Below are 18,672 nucleotides of genomic sequence, written 5' to 3'. Positions count from 1 at the left end.
GGATGTCCCGGATCAGTGCGCGACGGCGGCGGCGGCCGCCTCGTCGATGAGGCGTCCCGTGCGGAAACGGTCCAGCGTGAAGCCGGCGTTGATGGGGTGCGGCTCGCCGCGCGCCACCGTGTGCGCGAAGACGTGGCCCGAGCCCGGCGTCGCCTTGAACCCGCCCGTACCCCAGCCGCAGTTCACGAACAGCCCCGGCACAGGCGTCTTGCCGATGATCGGCGAGCGGTCCGGCGTGACGTCGACGATGCCGCCCCAGTTGCGCAGCATCCGCATGCGGCGCACCACCGGAAACAGCTCGCAGATGGCGTCCAGCGTGTGGGACGAGATGTGAAGCCCGCCGGTCTGCGAGTAGGACGTGTAGGCGTCTGTGCCGGCGCCGATGACGAGTTCGCCCTTGTCGGACTGGCTCATATAGGCGTGGATCGTGTTCGACATCACCACGCAGGGCATGATCGGCTTGATCGGCTCGGAGACGAGCGCCTGCAGCGGGTAGCTCTCCAGCGGCATGCGGACGCCCGCCATGGCCATCACCATGGAGGTGTGGCCGGCCGCGACGACGCCGACGCGCTTCGTCTTGATCACCCCCCGCGAGGTCTGCAGCCCCGATACCGCGCCGGACGCGTCGCGGTCGATGCCGGTCACCTCGCAGTTCTGGATGATGTCGACGCCCATGGCCGAGGCGCCGCGGGCATAGCCCCACGCCACGGCGTCGTGCCGCGCAACGCCGCCGCGCCGCTGCAGGGCTGCGCCGACGATGGGGTAGCGGATGCCCCTGTCGATGTTCAGGATCGGGCAGAATTCCCGGGCCTGCTCCGGGGTCAGCCACTCATTGTCGATGCCGGCGAGGCGATTGGCGTGCACGTGGCGCTTGAAGACCTGCACGTCGTGCACATTGTGGGCGAGCATCATCACGCCCCGGGCGGAGTACATGACGTTGTAGTTCAGCTCTTGGGAGAGCGTCTCCCACAGCTTCACGGCGTGCTCGTAGAGACCCTCCGACTCTTCCCAGAGATAGTTGGAGCGGATGATCGTCGTGTTGCGCCCGGTATTGCCGCCGCCGAGCCAGCCCCGCTCGACCACGGCGATGTTCCGCATGCCGTGTTCCTTGGCCATGTAGTAGGCGGTCGCGAGCCCGTGCCCGCCCCCGCCAATGATCACGGCATCGTAGGCGGATTTCGGCTCCGGCGACCGCCACTGCTCCGGCCAGTTCTCGTTGCCCGCGAACGCCTCGCGGACCAGCGACAGGAGGGAAAAGCGCACGTCCATGCTCCACGGCGCGAACCCGGCCCGGGGGACCGGCATCCGACGCAAAGAGGGTCTAGCCGGGTTCCAATAAGGCGGTTCGACCGGGCGCGCAGCTTTTTTGTCTTGCCGCGCCACATGGTGCGTCGATGTATCAGACTTCGGCCGAAACCGGGAATTCCGGGTGACGGGCGTGGAGCGCGGCCCTGAGTTCGTGCCGGCGGGCCCAGAGGTCCATGTACCAGGCCCGGCGCTGGCCCACATGGTGAGCCTGCAGGTGACGGTCGCGAACGCTGAGCCAGCCATTCGCCGCGATGGTGCGCCTCATGTCGTCGTCGGCGATGAGCTTCAGCAGCGCCTGTGTCCATTGCGCCGGCGTTTCGGCGAGCAGCCCGTTCACTCCGTCTTCGATCACCCCGGCATAGAGCACCGGGGAGCCGATGCACGCCGCGCCACGGCTTGCACCCTCCAGGAACTTGAGCGGGCTCTTGTAGCGTTCCGGTGCATCCCCCCGGATCGGCATGACGCTGATGTCGGCTTCCGAAAGAAGCTGAAGATAGGCGGCGTAAGACAGGAGCGGGTGCAGCCTTTTTCTGTCCGTCCTGAGCGCGTCGAACAGCACCTGGTCCGCCACGATGTCAACGTGGACGCGAGGATCGGCGCCCGCCGCAGCGTCAAGCGCACCGGCCACCAAACCTTCAAGGCCGGGCCTCGACATCGCCGCGCAAACGACCCGGATCGTGCCAGGAGCTCTTGGCGCGGCCACAGGCAACTCGAGCATCGCGTTCGGGAGGACAGCGATCTCGGGGTTGTGCTCACGAAGCGCATCCGCCAGCAAGGGCGTGGAGACCTGCACGGCGTGCGTGCCGGAGAACGGAAGCCAGGGGTGCGCCTGCCAGGCCGCCCGGGCCGGCTGGGGGAGCAGGCTGGGGTGATCGTCCCACTCCGCCACGATGAGCCAGCCCTGCGCCGCAATACGGGCCATCGCCGCCAGCCATTCCGCGCGCGAACGAACGAGTTGCCGTTGAACGACGAGGATCCGCGGCCCTTTTCCCGGGACGTTGGGCAATTTCGCTTCGCGAATGGATTGCGTCAGGAAGACGCCGGGCAAGGCGGCCATCGCCTCGGCGGGAACCTGCATCCGCGCCTCGTGCAGCTGTGTCACCATGAGCGTGTGATGCACATGGATTGGATCCGGAAGTGGAGGCTTGGCCGCGACCAGGACATACTGGAGTGCGTCCATCCTCGCCCTTGCTTCGGTGGCGTTGACACCGACGGCGTCGAGAGCCTGTCCAAGCGCGCCCAGCAGACGGTCGCGCCGCTGCACCGACAGAGGGATCTTTCTCGGGGCGGCCAAAAAGACGTTCAGGCCCGCTCCACGCAGCAGCTGGACGGCCGTGCCGGGTGTGTAGAAGCGCAAATGCGTGCGGTCGAGAAGTCCCTGGTCCGCGTAGGTCCAGTCGCCTCGCAGAAGGCCTTCGATGATGCTCCAGTGGCTGATGTTCGGGATGCAGGCGACCACCGTCGCCTCGGTTGCAATCCGCGATACAAGACGCGCCAGCGTTCGTTCGGGGTCCTTCAGATGCTCCAGCACGTCGGCGAAAACGAGTACGTCCGGGCGGGAATGACCGGCGAGGAACGCGTCAAGTTCGCCGTCCGTCAGGTCCTCGATATCGGCGCACAGCACCTGGTCCAGCACAGCGCTGGCTCGCTCAGCGACATCTGGCACGAGTTCGATCCCGCTCCACCGGGCAACAGGGGCACGGAGACGGAAACGAGCGCCAAGCGCACCCGCCCCGCAGCCGACTTCCAGCACGTGACGGGCAGTCACGGGAATGCGGACGAGGACATCGGGATTGACGGCGTTGTAGTAGAGCGACGAAGCCGAAACTGGCATCTGGGAAACTGAAATAGCGAATCGGGCAATGCGCTATCGATGCCACGGGCCGTGCGCGTCGGCAATTTCACAGCTGGCCCGGCCAGTCGGTAGTGTCCGCGGCGAACTTCGCGGAGCAGGCGGAAAGGGACAGGATGGTCACGGCTGCGGCAAGCGGGACCAAGCAGTGCGGGACCTGCAGTCTCTGCTGCAAGGTCTACCGCATCGACGAGATCGCGAAGCCCGCGGGCCAGTGGTGCGGCCACTGCCGGCCCGGTCGCGGCTGCGCCATCTGGGGCGAGCACCCGGCGCAGTGCCGGGCCTTCGCCTGCCTGTGGCTGAACGAGGCATGGCTCGGACCGGAATGGTATCCGCAGACGGCCAAGATGGTGCTGACCATGAACCCGCAGCATTGGCTGCTGGTCGAGGTGGATGCCGGTGCGCCGAAGGCGTGGCTCCGCGAGCCCTATCTCGCCCAGCTGAAGCGGTTCGCCGCGGCGGGACTGCCCCTGCGCCGGCCCGTTGTGGTGTTCAGCGGCGGCGAGTCGATCCTCGTCCTGCCCGACCGGCACGAGGTCGTCATGAAAGCAAAAAGCGGCGAGCCTCTCGATCCCGCCGCCTTCCTGTCGCGTTTGCCGTGAGTTATTCGCCGACCGTCGCCAGCCTGGCCCGGCTGTCGATCCCGGCCTGCCACTGCGGCTCCGGGCCGAACTCGCCTTCCGCGGACACGGACAGCAGCTGCGAAAGCCTGTTCCGGGCACGGTTGACGCGGCTCTTCATCGTTCCGACGGCGCAGCCGCAGATCTCGGCGGCTTCCTCGTAGGACATGCCGGAGGCCCCCACGAGGATCAGCGCCTCGCGCTGGTCTGGAGAGAGCTGCTGCAGCGCTTCCTGGAAATCGAGGAAGTCCATATGCGCGTTCTGCGTGGGGATCGAGGCGAGCTTGCCGGCGATCTGCCCGTCCGCATCGGCCACCTCGCGCCGGCGCTTGCGGTATTCGGAGTAGAACAGGTTGCGCAGGATGGTGAAGAGCCACGCCGACATGTTCGTACCCTCGGTGAACGAACCGAGGTTGCTCCACGCCTTGACGAGCGTCTCCTGCACGAGGTCGTCGGCCCTGTCGATATTGCCGGACAGCGACATCGCGAAGGCACGCAGGCTGGGAATGGCAGCCAGCAGCTCCGACTTCAGGTTCGCGCCAGGATTGGGGGAGGCGGTGCTCATGCCTCGTCTCCTGCCGCCCTGTCGAGTTTCTCCATCAGCTCGCGGAACCGGTCCGGGACCGGCTGCTGCAGGACGTCGTCATACACCGCGCGCAGCTGGCGCCCGATATGGTCCTGGAGCTGCGGAAGCAGCGCCGCTTTGGTCGCGCCTTCGGCGCCCGGCGGCTCACGCTCGCCCTGCGGATGCTGCATCTGCTGTGCACCCTTGGTTTGGTTCATGCCGCCCTCCGAAAGCCCGCGTCGCGCTGGACGCGGCTCCATGCCACCCACCAACGCCGACAACAGCGTGCCGGTTCCCGAGTTGGCGGAACCTTTCTGCGGGGCTCACGTTGATCTTGCGCCCAACACGACCTTTCGGGCAGGTTCGGCAGGAGGGGGACCCATGCCACTTTCAAAGGCGATTGCGCCTCACCTTCCCTATTTGCGCCGTTTCTCGCGGGCCCTGACCGGAAACCAGCGGATCGGAGACGTCTATGTGCAGGCGGCCCTCGAGTCCCTGGTAGCCGATCCCACGCAGCTCGATCCCGATGGCGACGTCAGGGTTGCACTGTACCGGCTGCTGCTTGAAGTCTGGCGCTCGGTGCCGATCGATGCGCAGGTGGACCCCGGCCTGCCGGCCGCCGAGATTGGCGCGCTGAAGAACCTCGAGGCCATCGCCCCGCGGACCCGCATCGCGTTCCTGCTCCGGTCGCTCGAAGGCCTGAGCCTGCGTGAGGTATCGACGGTGCTGGGCTGCTCGGTCGACGAGACGCAGGGACTGATCGACGCTGCCGGCCGCGATATTGCCGACCAGATCAAGACCAACGTCCTCATCATCGAGGACGAGCCGCTGATCGCGCTCGACCTGCAGTCGCTGGTCGAAGAGCTCGGCCATGAGGTGGTCGACGTCGCCAGGACACACAAGGAGGCGGTGGCAGCCATCGCGCGCTTCCGTCCCGGTCTCATCCTTGCCGACATCCAGCTTGCCGACGGCAGCTCCGGCCTGGAAGCGGTGAACGAGATCCTCGGCACGCTCGAACTGCCGGTCGTTTTCATCACGGCCTATCCCGAGCGCTTCCTCATGGGGACGCGGCCGGAGCCGGCATTCCTGATCACCAAGCCGTTCCTCACCGAAACGGTGAAGGCGGTGATTAGCCAGGCGCTGTTCTTCCAGCGCAAGGCCCGTCGTAGCGATATCCAGCAGCTCAGCGCCTGAGGACAATGAGGGGCGCAAGGCGCCCCTCACCTTTTCCTCGTCAACGGCGCCGAAGCGCGCCGAACAGCATGCCGAACCCGGCCGCCAGCGCCACGCAGGCAAGCGGGCTCTTGTAGATGCTGGACCGCAGCTCGGTGCCGAGAATGCCCAGCCGGACATTGGCGTCCGCGGCAAGGCCGCTGCCGGCTCGCGCGAAGCTTCCTCCGACCTCGTTCAGCGTATCGGTCGCCACGGTGGCGACGTCGAGAACGCGGGCGGCGCTCTCGCCGGCCCGCTCCTTCACCAGTGTCGCCACCGAGTCGCTCAGCCGGGTGACGTCGTCGCGAAGAGCACCGATGTCCCGGGAAAGATCCTCGGGCCGCGCTGCCCCGGCTGCGCGTCCAAACGATGCGCCTGCGTTGTCTTCGTTCGTCACGGTCGTCTCCCGTCTTTTGCCGTCACAGGCGTCCGGTCAGCAGCAGGACTACGATGATGATCAGCACGATGCCGAGGACGCCGGACGGCCCGTAGCCCCAGCCGCGGCTGTAGGGCCAGCTCGGGATGGCGCCGATCAGCAGGAGGACGAGGAGGATGAGAAGAATGGTACCGATGGTCATGGCCGGCTCCCTGTGAACTGACGCGAGGCCGGCACCCGCCCCAGCGCGGTCACGGCCGTGTCGGGCCGCCAACGTGCGGGCCGCGAGCAAGGTTCCTTCTTCTCACGATGGGTGCATCCCGGGCCGGAGAAGCTGCCGCGCGCCGCGCGGTCCCAGAAAAGGAAGGACCCGCAACGGCAGTGCCGTTGCGGGTCCCGGAAACACGGCCCGATTGGCGGGAGGGGGCAAAGACACCCGGGCCATGGCTTCCGGTTCGACAACCGGTGGTCACGGGGGATGGTTCCTGTGCGGTTCAGTGCAGCGGGTCGGCCATGGCCACCACGGAACGCTGCCTCGCCGGGAGTGCCTCGCCGGCCGGCAGCGAGGTGGGAGCGCAGGCGGGCGCCTTCGCCGACATCGCCGAGCGCCGGGTTGGCAGCGCGTGATCCGCGCGGGCGGGGTACTCGTTCCTGATCTCCAGCCGGGGCTGAGGCCGGGACGCAGCGGGCATGATCCCCGCGAGGCTCAACACCGGAGGAACGAAGAAGAATCCGACGGCCACGGCAAAAGCCGCCGACGGCAGAATGCGGGACGCCTTCATGGACGGTCTCCCGTGCTCGATCCGAATGCACGTCTTGAGAGACGAACATCTTGTGAACACAGAACGAGTTCGAGTCAGGCGGGTTCCGGCCCGCGCCGCCGAAACGGCTTCACGGACCCGATGTCGCACGTGACACGATGAGGGGCGAGGCGCCCTGGCCTTGGTCCGCCGAAGCCGGAACCTCCCCCTACGGCGAACGTTGCCCGGCCATCCACATCGGGATCCCCGATCCGATACCGAGATCCGCACTCAGAAGCCGAGGAACGCACCATGGCCGTCAAGACGCTGCACGACCTCTTCGTCCACACGTTGGGCGACATTTACTACGCCGAGAACCAGATCCTGAAGGCGCTGCCGAAGATGGCGGAAAAGGCCCATTCGGAAGACCTGCGTGAAGCCTTCGAGCAGCATCTCGAGGAGACCCGTGGGCAGGTGCAGCGGCTGGAGCAGGTGTTCCAGCTCGTGCAGCAGCCCGCCAAGGGCGAACGGTGCGACGCGATCGAAGGCATCATCAAGGAGGCAGACGGCCTGATCCAGGAGATCGAGGACGCCGAGGTCCGCGACGCCGGCATGCTGGCCGCGGCCCAGGCCGTCGAGCACTACGAGATCTCCCGCTACGGCACGCTGATCGCGTGGGCGGAGGAACTCGGCCTCGACGACGCCATCGACCTGCTCGAGGAGAACCTCGAGGAAGAGAAGAACGCCGACCGCCTCCTGACCGAGATCGCCGAGGGCGACATCAACGAGGAAGCAGCCTGAACCGCAACGAATTCGCCGCCCGGATCACCCGGGCGGCGGCCGTCAAGTCGGGGCGCGGATCCGCGCCCTCGCTCCGGGCCGCAGGCCGGCGGAGCGGCCCTGGAAGCGCCGGTCCGCAAGGCCGGCGCTTCTTCTTTTGATCGGACCGCGGGCCTCCAGGCCCGACCTATTCGGCCAGTCCAGCACAAAAGAAAGGGCCGGACAATGCCGGCCCTTTCGACAAACATGCCGTGGCGATCAGTAGTAGTCGCAGATGCGGCGGCCATAGCTGTCGTAGTAGCAGTCGCGCCGCGGCGTGGTGGCTGCACCGACGACTGCTCCTCCTGCCGCACCGATCGCGCCGCCAGCCAGGGCACCGCTGGCGCGACCCGTGGCAACGCCTCCGATGACTGCGCCGGTGGCGCCGCCAAGCGCGGCTCCGGTGAGCGCCCTGTCGCCGCTCTCGGTCTGGGCGCAAGCGCCGAGGGAAAGGGCGGTGACGCCCGCCAGAAACACCTTCTTCATCGCAGATCTCCTTGTCCAGCCAACGGTCGCCGCATCTCGACCCCGTCCTGCAACGTTGCTCGCAAGCGCTTGGTTGCGTTGGCCCGGCGGATCCGCCGGAGGGGGAGAAAACTGAACCTTTGCGGGAACCAACCCGCTCCGTTCGCGTTTGCCCGATGCGACTGACACAGGAGCCGTCAATGCAGGACAAGCCAACGCGCTCAAATCGGGGCTTCGCCTCGATGGACGAGAAGAAGCAGCGCGAGATCGCCCGGAAGGGCGGGGAGAGCGTTCCCAACGAGAAGCGCAGCTTCTCGCGCAATCCCCAGCTCGCAGCGGAAGCCGGACGCAAGGGCGGCCGGAGCGTGGCCCCCGAGGCCCGCAGTTTCTCCCGGGATCCGAAGCTCGCCGCGGAGGCCGGACGCAAGGGCGGCGAAGCCTCCCATAGCAACCGGCGGACCGGCGACACGGAACGCTCACGCTAATCGCCCTTACACGATCGACAAGACGCCCGGCCCTCGCCGGGCGTTTTTGTATGTGCAGGCTGGAATCAAGCAAAAGGCCCGGACTGGATCTCCACCAGCCGGGCCTTGATTTATCCTGGTGAACGCGGCCGGACCGCCCTACTCCGCCGCGACCTTCATGCCCCGCCCGTCCGCTTCCTGGATGCGGGCGAAGGTGGCGAGTGCCTGCCCGACCACCTGGTCCATGTTGTAGTACCGGTAGGTAGCCAGGCGACCGACGAACCACACGTCCGGCGTCGCCCGCGCTAGCGCCTCGTAGCGCTTGTAAAGCTCGGCGTTTTCGGGCCGCGGGATCGGGTAGTAGGGATCCCCCTCCCCGCTTGGATACTCGTAGGTCAGCGCCGTCTTGCGGTGCTCCTGCCCGGTCAGGTGCTTGTACTCGGTCACCCGCGTGTACTCTTCCGTCTGCGGGTAGTTCACCACCGCCACCGGCTGGTGCCATTCGGTGTCGAGCGTCTTGTGCTCGAAGGAGAGCGAGCGGTAGGGCAGCTTGCCGAAACGGAAGCCGAAATACTCGTCCACCGGCCCGGTGAAGATCACCCGCCTGTGCGGGATCAGGTCCTTCACCTCCTGCCAGGAGGTCTGCAGCATTACCTTGATGTTGGGGTGGTCAAGCATGCGCTCGAACATGCGCGTGAAACCATCGCGCGGCATCGCCTGGAACTTGTCGCCGAAGTAGCGGTCGTCCTGGTTTGTGCGCACCGGCACGCGCGCCGTGACGGACTTGTCCAGCTCGGACGGGTCGAGCCCCCACTGCTTGCGCGTGTAGCCGCGGAAGAATTTCTCGTAGAGCTCGCGCCCCACCCGCGACACGACGACGTCCTCCGACGTGCGGATCTCGTCCACCTTCTCGGCCTTCGAGGCGAAGAAGGCCTCGACCTCCTCCTCCTTCAGGTCGAGGCCGTAGAGCTTGTTGACCGTGTCGAGGTTGATCGGGATGGGCAGCAGCTGCCCGTCCACATTGGCCAGCACGCGGTGCTCGTATTGCCGCCACGGCGTGAACTGCGACAGGTAGGAGAACACCGACTCGGCATTGGTGTGGAAGATGTGCGGGCCGTACTGGTGGATGAGCAGGCCGTGCTCGTCGTAGCGGTCATAGGCGTTACCGCCGATATGATTGCGCTTGTCGATGACGAGCACCTTGTCCCCGCGCTGGCTCGCCAGCCGCTCGGCCAGCGTGCTGCCCGCGAAACCCGCGCCTACGATGAGCCAGTCAAACATGGGCGGCCTCGCCCGCGGCGACGGCTGCGACACGGCGGTTCTGACGCTGAGACAGGACTTCCTTCTCGAGCAGCACCTCACGGATCAGGCGATACATGGCCTGCCATGTCCGGTCCCAGGAGGTCGTTGCCAGATGCTTGTCGACCCTTGCCGCCCATTCGGGAGGCTGGCCGGCGAGAAGGCGCGCCGCGCCCTCAACCATCTCCTCGGCCGTGGTCGCGATCTCGACCAGTCCGTTCTCGCCATAGGGGCTCACCACGTCGGCGATCGGGGTAGACAGCACCGGAAGGCCTGCCGAGAGGAATTCGGGCGTCTTCGTCGGGCTGATGAACCGGGTCGCCTCGTTTTGCGCGAACGGCATGAAGCCGAGGTCCCAGCCGCCGAGATAGCCAGGCAGCTCGGAATAGGACTTGCCGCCCAGCCAATGGATGTTGTCGCGCCGGGGAAGTGAGGCCGGGTCGATCTTCACGACGGGTCCGAGCATCACGAACTGCCAGTCCGGGCGGAGCTGCGCCATCCGGCCGACGAGGTCGACATCCATGCGCTCGTCGATCACCCCGAAGAAGCCGATGCGCGGATGCGGGATGTTCGCCTGATCGGCCGGGTCGACGCGGTCAGGGTCGCGGGCCGTGTCGAAATGGGCCCGGTCGATGCTGCTGGGGAAGGCATGGACGCTGGGATGCAGCGAGCGCTTCGCCTCGTAGAGGCTCATACCGCCGGTGAAGACCAGGTCGGCTCGGCCGAACAGCCGGCGCTCCTGCAGCGGCAGCATGGGATGGGCGTTCTTGAATGCGCTGAGCTCGTCCATGCAGTCATAGACGCGCACGCGCGCCGCGACATGACCGCTGAAAGCCATCGCAGCGGGCGAATAATACCAGGCCACCGCAGGCGCACCGAGGGCGGCGACGAGGCCATCCACCAGGGCCTGCTGTGCCGCGATCACGGCACGGGGACCGAGATCGGAAGGCAGCTGCGGCTGCGCCACAGTGACGCCGCCGGGCCTCTCCTGCATGTCGAGCCGCGGCCGGTCGTAGTCGCCGAACACCGGCTCTTCCAGGACGACGACGCGGAAGCTCTTCGCAGCGCGTGTCAGAAGGTGCTGCGGCCTCTGGTAGACGAAGTCCCATCTCAGGTGGGAGAAGCAGAGCAGGAGCGGCCTGTCCGGCGAGGTCTGCACAGGGAAAGACGGAGCGCTGCGGGCCTCGTTTTCGGTCGCCCTGTTCTTCGGCATGATGTGAGGTTCCCTTTCAGCGAAAAGCTCCGCCAGCCGGCCGAAAAGCCGGTTGTTCTCTGGAGGTGAGGCCGGAGACGGTATTTGGGGGTCCGCAAGGCGGATTAGAGGTCAAACGTTCCAGAATTTCGCGAGTTCCAGCTTGGCCGTTGAACTGGAGCGAAAACCTGCTGAAACTGCTGGAAAACGAGGCGGGCTCCCCCAATGATCGGCATTGGACGTGGTATCAGCCGTTGACGACTGTCCCTCCATTGGGATGGAGCACCTGGCCGGTCATGTATGAGCCGTCGTCGCTCGCCAGGAACACGTAGCAGGGTGCAACCTCGTTGGGCTGACCCGCCCGTTTCATCGCCGCCGATGCGCCGTGCGACGCCGTCCGCTCCTCGTCGAACGAAGCGGGGATGAGCGGTGTCCAGATAGGACCCGGCGCAACCCCGTTGACGCGAATTCCGTCCTCGACGAGTGCCGTCGCGAGGGAGCGGGTGAAGGCAACGATGGCGCCCTTGGTCGCCGCATAGTCCATCAGTTGAGGGCTGCCGCGGTAGGCCGTGATGGACGTCGTGTTGATGATCGACGAGCCCTTCTTCAGATAGGGCCGCGCCGCCTTGGCGAAATAAAAGTGCGCGAAGATGTTGGTGCGGAACGTGCGCTCGATCTGCCCGGCGTCGATGTCCGCGATGTTCTCGCATTCGTGCTGCTCGGCAGCATTATTGACGAGGATGTCCAGCCGATTGAGGGCCTCGACCGTTTTCTCCACCGCCTCGCGGCAGAAGGCTTCCTCGCCGACATCCCCGGCCAGCGCGAGGCACTTACGGCCTTCAGCCTCGCAAAGCCTGACCGTCTCCTGTGCATCCTCGTGCTCGTCCTTGTAGACGATTGAGATATCGGCCCCCTCGCGCGCCATGGCGATGGCGACGGCGCGGCCGATGCCACTGTCACCCCCGGTGATCAGCGCCACCTTGTCCTGCAGCCTGCCCGAGCCGGGATGACGTGGCATGAAGTCGGGAGCGGGGCTCATTTCCGCCTCGATTCCCGGCTGATGCTCCTGCTTCTGCGGCGGCTGGAGATGGTCGGTTCCGGAGGAATCGGGCGGCATGGGAGGCCTCGCTTCTGGCTGGGAAAAGACGGCCCGCCCAACGTCCGCCCGGCACGACGGTTCCGGCCTGCACGGCTCTGTACCCCCGCGCGGAACTCGCGGGGCTGAGGAGGCGTTTGCCCGGATGAGGAGGCGGACTATGGGAATCTCGCTGGACACTGGCGAAGTCCGTGCTGCGTTTGCGACACGAAAAGCCTCTCTCCTGACAGGCGCGATAGTGCCCGTCCTGTCCGCTCCTGCTGCCTAACGCCCCACCGCCTATCCCCGAGACACAACCCAAGGCTGCCCATGTCACGGACCATCTCGCTCGACGGCGCGTGGGAGTTCCTCTACGTCGCGGACGACCGGCAGATCGAGCCGATCCGCGTTCGCACCATCCAGGTGCCGGGTCCGTGGCAGGCGCAGTTCCAGGACCTGCGCATGCGCGCCGGGACCGGCATCTACCGCCGCATGTTCGAGGTTCCGACGGGCTTCAAGAACGGGCGCCTCGTGCTGCACTTCGGCGCCGTTTTCCACAACACGCGCGTCTGGCTCAACGGTACGCCGGTGGGCCGGCACGAAGGCGGCTTCCTGCCTTTCGCATTCGATGTGAGCGAGTACCTCGTCGAGGGCGAGAACGAGATCAAGCTGCGCGTCGAAAGCCCCACCGACGATCCCTCGACTTGGCCTGATGCCCCCTTCGCCGAAATTCCCTTCGGCAAGCAGAGCTGGTACGGGCCGCTCTCCGGAGTCTGGCAGTCCGTCCGGATCGAGCAGCGAAACCACGACAACGTTGCGCGCCTGCGCATCGTGCCCGACATGGCGACGGGCGAAGTGCGGATCGCCGCCCACTTCTTCGCCCCGCTGAACCACGACCACGTGCTGCGGCTCGCCATCGTCGGCCCGGAGGGACAGGTGGTCGCCGCCAACACCGAAGAGGCCCTGGCGGGGGACGACGAGATCCAGTCCGTGCTGCGCGTCCCGGAGGTGCAGGCCTGGTCACCCGACAAGCCGAACCTCTATCGCGTCCATGCCAGCCTGATGCACGCCGGATCCGAGATCGACAACTTCGAGGACACGTTCGGCTTCCGCACCATCGAGGCCCGCGACGGGCGGTTCTATCTGAACGGCGAGCCCTTCTACCTGCGCGGCGCGCTGGACCAGGACTACTACCCCGACGGCATCTGCACGATGCCCTCCGTCGAGTTCATCGAGGACCAGTTCCGCAAGGCGAAGGAACTCGGGCTCAATTGCCTGCGCTGCCACATCAAGGCAGCGGATCCGCGCTACTACGCCGCCGCGGACCGGGTCGGGCTCCTGATCTGGACGGAACTGCCGAATGGGGGCCTGTCGACCGAGCGGTCCCGCGGCCGCAAGGAACGGCTGCTCAAGGGCATCGTCGATCGCGACGGCAACCACCCCAGCATCGGCATCTGGACGATCATCAACGAGAACTGGGGCGTCGACCTCGTCCACGACGCCGACCATCGTGCCTGGCTGAAGCGCACCTATGCGTGGCTGAAGGCCTACGATCCGACCCGGCTGGTGGTGGACAACTCGCCGCTGGCGCCGTCCTTCCATGTCGAGACGGACATCGCCGACTACCACTTCTACGCCGCGTTCCCGGACAACCGGCGGGCGTGGGATGCCTTTGTCGACGAGCTCGCCGGCCGCGCGTCCTGGCTCTACAGCCAGGAGGGGGATGCGGTGATCCGCGGCGACGAGCCCCTGGTGTGCTCAGAATTCGGCAACTGGGGCCTGCCCTTCCCGGAGGACCTGCGCGGCAGCGACGGCAAGGAGCCGTGGTGGTTCGAAACGGGCCACGACTGGGGCGAGGGTGTGATGTACGCCCACGGCATCGAGAACCGCTTCGCGGACTGGAGCCTGGATCGCGTCTTCGGCCATCTCGGCGGGCTCGTCGTCTCGGCGCAGTGGCAGCAGTTCCGCGCGCTGAAATACGAGATCGAGACGATGCGCCGCCGGCCGGGTATTGCCGGCTACGTCATCACCGAGTTCACCGACGCGCACTGGGAAGCGAACGGCCTGCTCGACATGCGCCGCAACACCCGCGTGTTCCACCCGGTCTTCGCGCAGGTGAACGCGGACACCGTCGTCATCCCGCGCTGGGAGCGTCTGTCCTACTGGTCCGAAGACCGCATGAACGTGGACCTGTCGGTCGCGCACGGGGCCGGTCCCGTGCTCGAGGGTTGCACGGTCGAGGTGGAAGCAGCAGGGGCGGAGAAGGCTGTCCATCCCGTCGGACGCCTGCCGGCCGGCGAGGTGTCGGACCTCGGCGTCGTCAAGGTCGCGCTTCCGCAGGTGGCTGCGCCGAGCCTCACCCCGGTGACCTTCACCCTCCGGGATACGGATGGCAACGTCATCGCCCGCAACCGGATCGATGCCGCAATCCATCCCAGGCCCCAAGCACGGCCGGCCCGCAAGGCGTTTGCGGCCGACCCGGCCGTCGCGGAACGGCTGTCCGCCCTGGGCTACGACATCGCTCCGGACATGGCGTCGTCCGACATCGTCGTGGCCTCGTCGCATGACAAGGCGCTGGCGGGCCATGTGCGCGAGGGCGGCCGCATGTTGCTGCTGTGCGACACGGAGATGCCGCTCTATCCCTTCTTCCCGCACTGGCAGAACGTCGCCGTGCGGGCCCGTGCCGGCACGCTCTGGGCCGGCGACTGGGCTTCGACCTTCGCCTGGCTGGTGCGGTCTGGCCGGTTCGCCGCGTTTCCCGGCGGCCCCCTGATCGACGAAACCTTCGACAGGGTCATCCCCGCTCACGTGATCGTCGGCTGCAACCTGCTCGATTTCCAGTCGAGGGTACATGCCGGACTGGCGATCGGATGGATCCACAAGCCCGTGGCGATTTCCGTGGAGCGTGCCTATGGCAAGGGCCGCTTCGTGGCGTCGAGCTTTCGCCTTCTGCGCGATGCGCCTGGCGAGGATCCGACGGCGACGCTGCTGATGCACACGCTCATCGATCTCGCCACCGCGACGGCGGAACGTCCGCGCGATTCGGAGGCGGAGCCCGATCTCAAGTCCGGCGAGGAGGCTGCCTGACCACCGCGCGGACGGCGACCGGCCGTCCACCGGAGACGCCGCCCTCGACCGACCCGAGAGCCAGGGCCGTGGCCAGAAATGCGGTTGCGCTGAGTGACGCGAAGGCGAGACCGATCATTCCCGGTCCCGCATAGACGGCGTCAGCCGACCCTATCAATTGGAGAAGCCCCGTCGCCGGGCTCGCCACCAGCAGGGCGGCTGCCGCGAAGCCGAGACCGGCCCCTGCGCCGGCGCGTGTCAGGAGAAAGCGGATCCAGGCGGAAGCTGGCTTCGACGGCATCGGGCAACCCTCATGCAGCAGCTGTGGCCAAACCCGCAAACGGGCGGCATCGTTCCCGACGCCGCCCACTGCCCTCACCCGGCCCACTCCTCGTGAGGCTCCCTCGCCTCTTCCGGAAACCGGACGTGGGTGCCGGCGACATCCACCGACCAGGACATGCCGTCGTCCCGGTAGTCGAGTGCCGCCTGTCCCCCGAGTGCACGCGGCACCAGCCTCTCGAGCACCGCGTAACCGAACCCCTTCCGGGCTGGAGCCTGTGCCGGCGGCCCGCCGCTTTCCCGCCAAGTGAAGCGAAGCGCCACGTCGCTTGCGCGCGGAACCATGTCCCACACGATCTCGACCCGGCCCGAAGGCACGGAGAGAGCCCCGTACTTGGACGAGTTCGTCCCGAGTTCATGCAGAGCGAGGCCAATATTCTGGGCCGCCTCGGGTTCCAGTCTGACATCCGGTCCCTTCAGTCCGATGCGGCCGCCGACGTAGTCACGGTAGTGACCGAGTTGCGATCGAACCAACTCCTCGATGGACGCGCCTTCCCAGTTCTCGCTGACGAGGATGTCGAGCGAGGCGGCCAGCCCCTGGAGCCGGCCGGAAAACCGGGCCTCGAAGTCACCGGCTGAGGTGGAGGTGGTAAGCGTCTGGCGTGCCATGGCCTGCACGACCGCGAGCAGGTTCTTGGTGCGGTGGGTGAGTTCGCGCAGGAGGATGCGGATGTGCGTCTCCCTCTGGCGCCGCTCCGTGACGTCCACGGCGGCCGCCAGCAGCCCCACGGTGGCCCCGGCCTCGTCACGCTGCGGCTCGGCACGCACGAAGTACCAGCGCTCATTGGCGGGATCAGGGAAGCGGAACTCCCCCTGCTGCGGTTCGCCCCGTTCCAGGACCGCGTTCTTGAAGTCGACCAGCTTCGGGCTCATTTCCGGGGGCAAGACATCCCTGTCGGTGAGGCCGATGAAGGACCCCGCTTTCCGGTTGAGGAAGTCCTGGCTCACCCATGTGTAGGCAAGGTCTTTGTCCTGCGTGAACACCGTCACGTCGGCGCCCCGGAGGGCCACCTTGAAGCGCTGGACAGTCTGCCGCAATTCGTCGGCCAGCCGCCTCTCGCGCTGCTGCCCGAGCCGCTCTGCCGTCACGTCGACTGCGCAGCCGATGAGGCCGGAGACCGCCCCTGACGGGTCATGGCTCGCCTCGATGTGCAGCTTCTGCCAGCGCAACTCGCCGCTTTCGTCGGGCACAGCGAAGTCGAGCTGCATCGGCTCACCGGTCGCGAGCACGCGTTCCTTCGCCGGAATGAGGATCGCGGCGATGTCCGGCGACGAAAATTCCTCGTCGCGCCGTCCCATGAGCTCCAGGGGAGACAGCCCTGCCAGCCTGTCACTGGCAAAAGTGAGCTGCCGCCGCAGGTCCTGGGCGAAGACGAAGACCTCGGCGCCGCGCAGTGCGACGTCGAAGCGGGCCACGGTGGCGGCGAGTTCGTCGGTGACGGCCCAGAGCCGCTGTTGGGCGAAGTTCTCCGTCGTTACGTCGATCACGGCGCCGACGATCCCGGACGCCTTGCCGGAGGCGTCGAGCACCGGCTCGGCTCTCGCTCGGAACCACCTTCGCTCTCCGTGCACGAGGACGCTGTAGTCGTATTCTCGGGGCTGGCCGGTCCGCAGCACGGCGTCCTTTGCCGGAATGGCGACGGCTTGCACGTCTGGCGGCAGCACATCCTCCTCCCGGCGCCCGGCGATATCCGACGGCGACATGCCGAACAGCTCGCGGCTGACCCAGGTGAAATGACGTTCCGTATCCTGGGCGAAGACGACGACGTTGGCGGCGCGCAGCGCCAGGTCGAACCGCTGGACCGTGCCGGCGAGTTCGTCGGAGAGCTCGCCCAACCGCCGCCGCGCGTTGCGGTCCTCGGTGATATCAACCGCGGCTGCGAGCACCCCGATCGTCGTGCCACCGTCATCGAGTGGATCCAGCCGGACACGGTACCAGCCCGTCGCGTCCCCCGCGCCGAACTTCGCCTCGAGGGTCTCCCCCTGGCCCGTCGCCAGAACCCGGCGCTTGGCGCCGACCAGCGCATCGAGAGCATCGCCAGCGGGAAACACGTCGAAATCCGACTTCCCGAGCGCGTCAGTGCCGGGCATTCCGGGCTGGGGATTGTGGACCCAGGTGAAGACGAGGTCGGCGTTCTGGCGGCTTGCGGTCACACGCGCGGCAGCCAGGGCAGCCGTGAGCTGCTGGTTCGCCTGTGAGACCTCCCCTGCCCGTTTCTCCACCTGCGCCTCGAGGTCGAGATTGGTGCGTCGGAGACGCTCGCGACTGTCGGCGACCTCGCGCACGAAGCGGCTGGAACTTGCGATCTGATGCAGCCCGAACAGCAGGATGGCCAACGCCGCGAGAACGAGAGCGGTCACCTGCCGCCGCGTGGCAGAACGATAATCCTCTCGCGTCTTCAGGATGGCGTCGGCATTGGCGGCTGCCATTTCGCCCAGGACGGAGCGCGCCTGCTCCCGTTCACCCTCGGACGTCTGCCGGCCGAACTCGGCACGGGCCTCTTCGAGATCGCCCTGGGCGGCAAGCCTGACGACCTGCTGCGCCCGCCTTCCCACCGACTCCGCGGCCGTCTTTGCCCTGGCAAACCTGGCGCGCTGCTCGTCTCCCGTGACCAGTGGTTGCAGGTCCTCGAACTGCTCGACGACCGACGCCAGCCCTTTCTCGAAGCGGGTGCGGAAAGCGGGAGCCTGCGAAGCGAGGTAGCCGGCCTCGTCTGCCTCCAGGTCAGCCAGCGTTCCCTGCAGTCCCTGGATATGCGAGCGGACCTCGGTGGCCCGGGCGTTCAAGCGGACGATTTCGTTTGTGGATGCAATGGTCAGTGCCGCAGCAGCCGCGGCAAGCAGCATCAGCACAACGCCGACGACCGCGATCCGGCCACCATGACGCAGGACGAGACCGCCCGCGATTCCGTCGGCGGACGGGACCGGAACGGCCCCGGCGTCCGCTGCCTCGCGGCCGTTCAGGTGGATCATGATGGCTGCGCCCGATCGTGATGCCCGTTCACCGCGTTTCAGACCAGACAACGCACAAAATGCAGCAGGAGTTCCCGCTGCGCTCGTGGTTGCTCCTCACGTCCCTACGCTGAAGTAGAGCACCACCCCTGCAACGATTGCGAAAGCCATGCCGATGAACAGGACATACCGGACATTGTGGCCGGTCACGCCCTGGCGCGCCTCTTCCTGGCTGACGATTTCGGGGCGCTGACTGCCCGGATCCGCTGACATGTGCCGTCCTCTCGCAATCTCTGACAGGGGCGGCAACGCAGCCGGAGACACGGCG

General features: G+C 66.9%; 19 protein-coding genes. 5 read left to right on the top strand and 14 right to left on the bottom strand.

Annotation, left to right across the window (positions count from 1 at the left end; genetic code table 11):
• Nucleotides 1-12: 12 nt before the first annotated feature.
• Complete coding sequence (locus AC5JCN_RS03725; RefSeq protein WP_495753653.1) at nucleotides 13-1,263, bottom strand: sarcosine oxidase subunit beta family protein; 1,251 nt, start codon at nucleotides 1,261-1,263, stop codon at nucleotides 13-15.
• A gap of 136 nt (nucleotides 1,264-1,399) precedes the next feature.
• Nucleotides 1,400-3,142: a methyltransferase domain-containing protein gene (locus AC5JCN_RS03720; protein ID WP_495753652.1), complete on the bottom strand. Its 1,743-nt coding sequence runs from the start codon at nucleotides 3,140-3,142 to the stop codon at nucleotides 1,400-1,402.
• A 134-nt stretch (nucleotides 3,143-3,276) separates the two neighbouring features.
• Here AC5JCN_RS03720 and AC5JCN_RS03715 point away from each other — a divergent pair, with 134 nt between their 5' ends.
• Nucleotides 3,277-3,762, top strand: a complete 486-nt coding sequence (locus AC5JCN_RS03715) for a hypothetical protein (RefSeq protein WP_495753651.1) — start codon at nucleotides 3,277-3,279, stop codon at nucleotides 3,760-3,762.
• A gap of 1 nt (nucleotide 3,763) precedes the next feature.
• Here AC5JCN_RS03715 and AC5JCN_RS03710 read toward each other — a convergent pair whose 3' ends face one another.
• Both AC5JCN_RS03710 and AC5JCN_RS03705 read right to left on the bottom strand, forming a co-directional pair.
• Nucleotides 3,764-4,345: a sigma-70 family RNA polymerase sigma factor gene (locus AC5JCN_RS03710; RefSeq protein WP_495753650.1), complete on the bottom strand. Its 582-nt coding sequence runs from the start codon at nucleotides 4,343-4,345 to the stop codon at nucleotides 3,764-3,766.
• On the bottom strand, nucleotides 4,342-4,563 hold the full coding sequence (locus tag AC5JCN_RS03705; protein WP_495753649.1) for a NepR family anti-sigma factor: 222 nt from the start codon (nucleotides 4,561-4,563) through the stop codon (nucleotides 4,342-4,344). Before AC5JCN_RS03705 ends, AC5JCN_RS03710 begins: the two co-directional genes overlap by 4 nt.
• Nucleotides 4,564-4,726: 163 nt before the next feature.
• Between AC5JCN_RS03705 and AC5JCN_RS03700 the strand changes: the two genes are divergently transcribed.
• Nucleotides 4,727-5,539 (top strand): response regulator, encoded by an 813-nt coding sequence (locus AC5JCN_RS03700; RefSeq protein ID WP_495753648.1) that lies wholly within the window; start codon nucleotides 4,727-4,729, stop codon nucleotides 5,537-5,539.
• Nucleotides 5,540-5,579: 40 nt separating this feature from the next.
• On the opposite strand, the gene AC5JCN_RS03695 is transcribed toward AC5JCN_RS03700, so the two are convergent.
• The 3 genes from AC5JCN_RS03695 to AC5JCN_RS03685 form a co-directional block, all read right to left on the bottom strand.
• Nucleotides 5,580-5,954, bottom strand: coding sequence for a hypothetical protein (locus tag AC5JCN_RS03695; protein WP_495753647.1), 375 nt, complete (start codon nucleotides 5,952-5,954; stop codon nucleotides 5,580-5,582).
• Between the two features lie 22 nt (nucleotides 5,955-5,976).
• Complete coding sequence (locus tag AC5JCN_RS03690) at nucleotides 5,977-6,135, bottom strand: DUF3309 family protein (protein WP_495753646.1); 159 nt, start codon at nucleotides 6,133-6,135, stop codon at nucleotides 5,977-5,979.
• 292 nt (nucleotides 6,136-6,427) lie between these two features.
• Nucleotides 6,428-6,715 (bottom strand): hypothetical protein, encoded by a 288-nt coding sequence (locus tag AC5JCN_RS03685; RefSeq protein ID WP_495753645.1) that lies wholly within the window; start codon nucleotides 6,713-6,715, stop codon nucleotides 6,428-6,430.
• A 270-nt stretch (nucleotides 6,716-6,985) separates the two neighbouring features.
• On the opposite strand from AC5JCN_RS03685, the gene AC5JCN_RS03680 reads away from it, so the two are divergent.
• Nucleotides 6,986-7,474 carry a YciE/YciF ferroxidase family protein gene (locus AC5JCN_RS03680; protein WP_495753644.1) on the top strand — a complete coding sequence of 163 codons (489 nt, stop codon included), beginning with the start codon at nucleotides 6,986-6,988 and terminating at the stop codon, nucleotides 7,472-7,474.
• Between the two features lie 237 nt (nucleotides 7,475-7,711).
• On the opposite strand, the gene AC5JCN_RS03675 is transcribed toward AC5JCN_RS03680, so the two are convergent.
• Nucleotides 7,712-7,978: a YMGG-like glycine zipper-containing protein gene (locus tag AC5JCN_RS03675; RefSeq protein WP_495753643.1), complete on the bottom strand. Its 267-nt coding sequence runs from the start codon at nucleotides 7,976-7,978 to the stop codon at nucleotides 7,712-7,714.
• A gap of 179 nt (nucleotides 7,979-8,157) precedes the next feature.
• On the opposite strand from AC5JCN_RS03675, the gene AC5JCN_RS03670 reads away from it, so the two are divergent.
• The gene (locus AC5JCN_RS03670; RefSeq protein ID WP_495753642.1) at nucleotides 8,158-8,442 is read left to right on the top strand and encodes a con-10 family general stress protein; all 285 of its coding nucleotides are present in this window, start codon (nucleotides 8,158-8,160) and stop codon (nucleotides 8,440-8,442) included.
• A 138-nt stretch (nucleotides 8,443-8,580) separates the two neighbouring features.
• On the opposite strand, the gene glf is transcribed toward AC5JCN_RS03670, so the two are convergent.
• The 3 genes from glf to AC5JCN_RS03655 form a co-directional block, all read right to left on the bottom strand.
• A complete protein-coding gene (glf, locus tag AC5JCN_RS03665) occupies nucleotides 8,581-9,702 on the bottom strand; it encodes a UDP-galactopyranose mutase (RefSeq protein WP_495753641.1) in 1,122 nt (373 codons plus the stop codon).
• Complete coding sequence (locus tag AC5JCN_RS03660; protein WP_495753640.1) at nucleotides 9,695-10,933, bottom strand: glycosyltransferase; 1,239 nt, start codon at nucleotides 10,931-10,933, stop codon at nucleotides 9,695-9,697. Before AC5JCN_RS03660 ends, glf begins: the two co-directional genes overlap by 8 nt.
• A 226-nt stretch (nucleotides 10,934-11,159) precedes the next feature.
• Nucleotides 11,160-12,029: an SDR family oxidoreductase gene (locus AC5JCN_RS03655; RefSeq protein ID WP_495753639.1), complete on the bottom strand. Its 870-nt coding sequence runs from the start codon at nucleotides 12,027-12,029 to the stop codon at nucleotides 11,160-11,162.
• 288 nt (nucleotides 12,030-12,317) lie between these two features.
• Here AC5JCN_RS03655 and AC5JCN_RS03650 point away from each other — a divergent pair, with 288 nt between their 5' ends.
• Nucleotides 12,318-15,074: a glycoside hydrolase family 2 protein gene (locus AC5JCN_RS03650; protein WP_495753638.1), complete on the top strand. Its 2,757-nt coding sequence runs from the start codon at nucleotides 12,318-12,320 to the stop codon at nucleotides 15,072-15,074.
• Here the strand turns inward: AC5JCN_RS03650 and AC5JCN_RS03645 are convergent.
• The 3 genes from AC5JCN_RS03645 to AC5JCN_RS03635 form a co-directional block, all read right to left on the bottom strand.
• A complete protein-coding gene (locus tag AC5JCN_RS03645) occupies nucleotides 15,049-15,354 on the bottom strand; it encodes a hypothetical protein (RefSeq protein ID WP_495753637.1) in 306 nt (101 codons plus the stop codon). The genes AC5JCN_RS03650 and AC5JCN_RS03645 overlap by 26 nt on opposite strands.
• Nucleotides 15,355-15,428: 74 nt before the next feature.
• Nucleotides 15,429-18,365, bottom strand: coding sequence for a PAS domain-containing protein (locus AC5JCN_RS03640; RefSeq protein ID WP_495753636.1), 2,937 nt, complete (start codon nucleotides 18,363-18,365; stop codon nucleotides 15,429-15,431).
• 96 nt (nucleotides 18,366-18,461) lie between these two features.
• The gene (locus AC5JCN_RS03635) at nucleotides 18,462-18,617 is read right to left on the bottom strand and encodes a hypothetical protein (RefSeq protein WP_495753635.1); all 156 of its coding nucleotides are present in this window, start codon (nucleotides 18,615-18,617) and stop codon (nucleotides 18,462-18,464) included.
• Nucleotides 18,618-18,672: the final 55 nt, after the last annotated feature.

It is taken from the genome of Alsobacter sp., from assembly GCF_059501845.1.
This window is presented reverse-complemented; position numbering and strand designations above follow the sequence as displayed.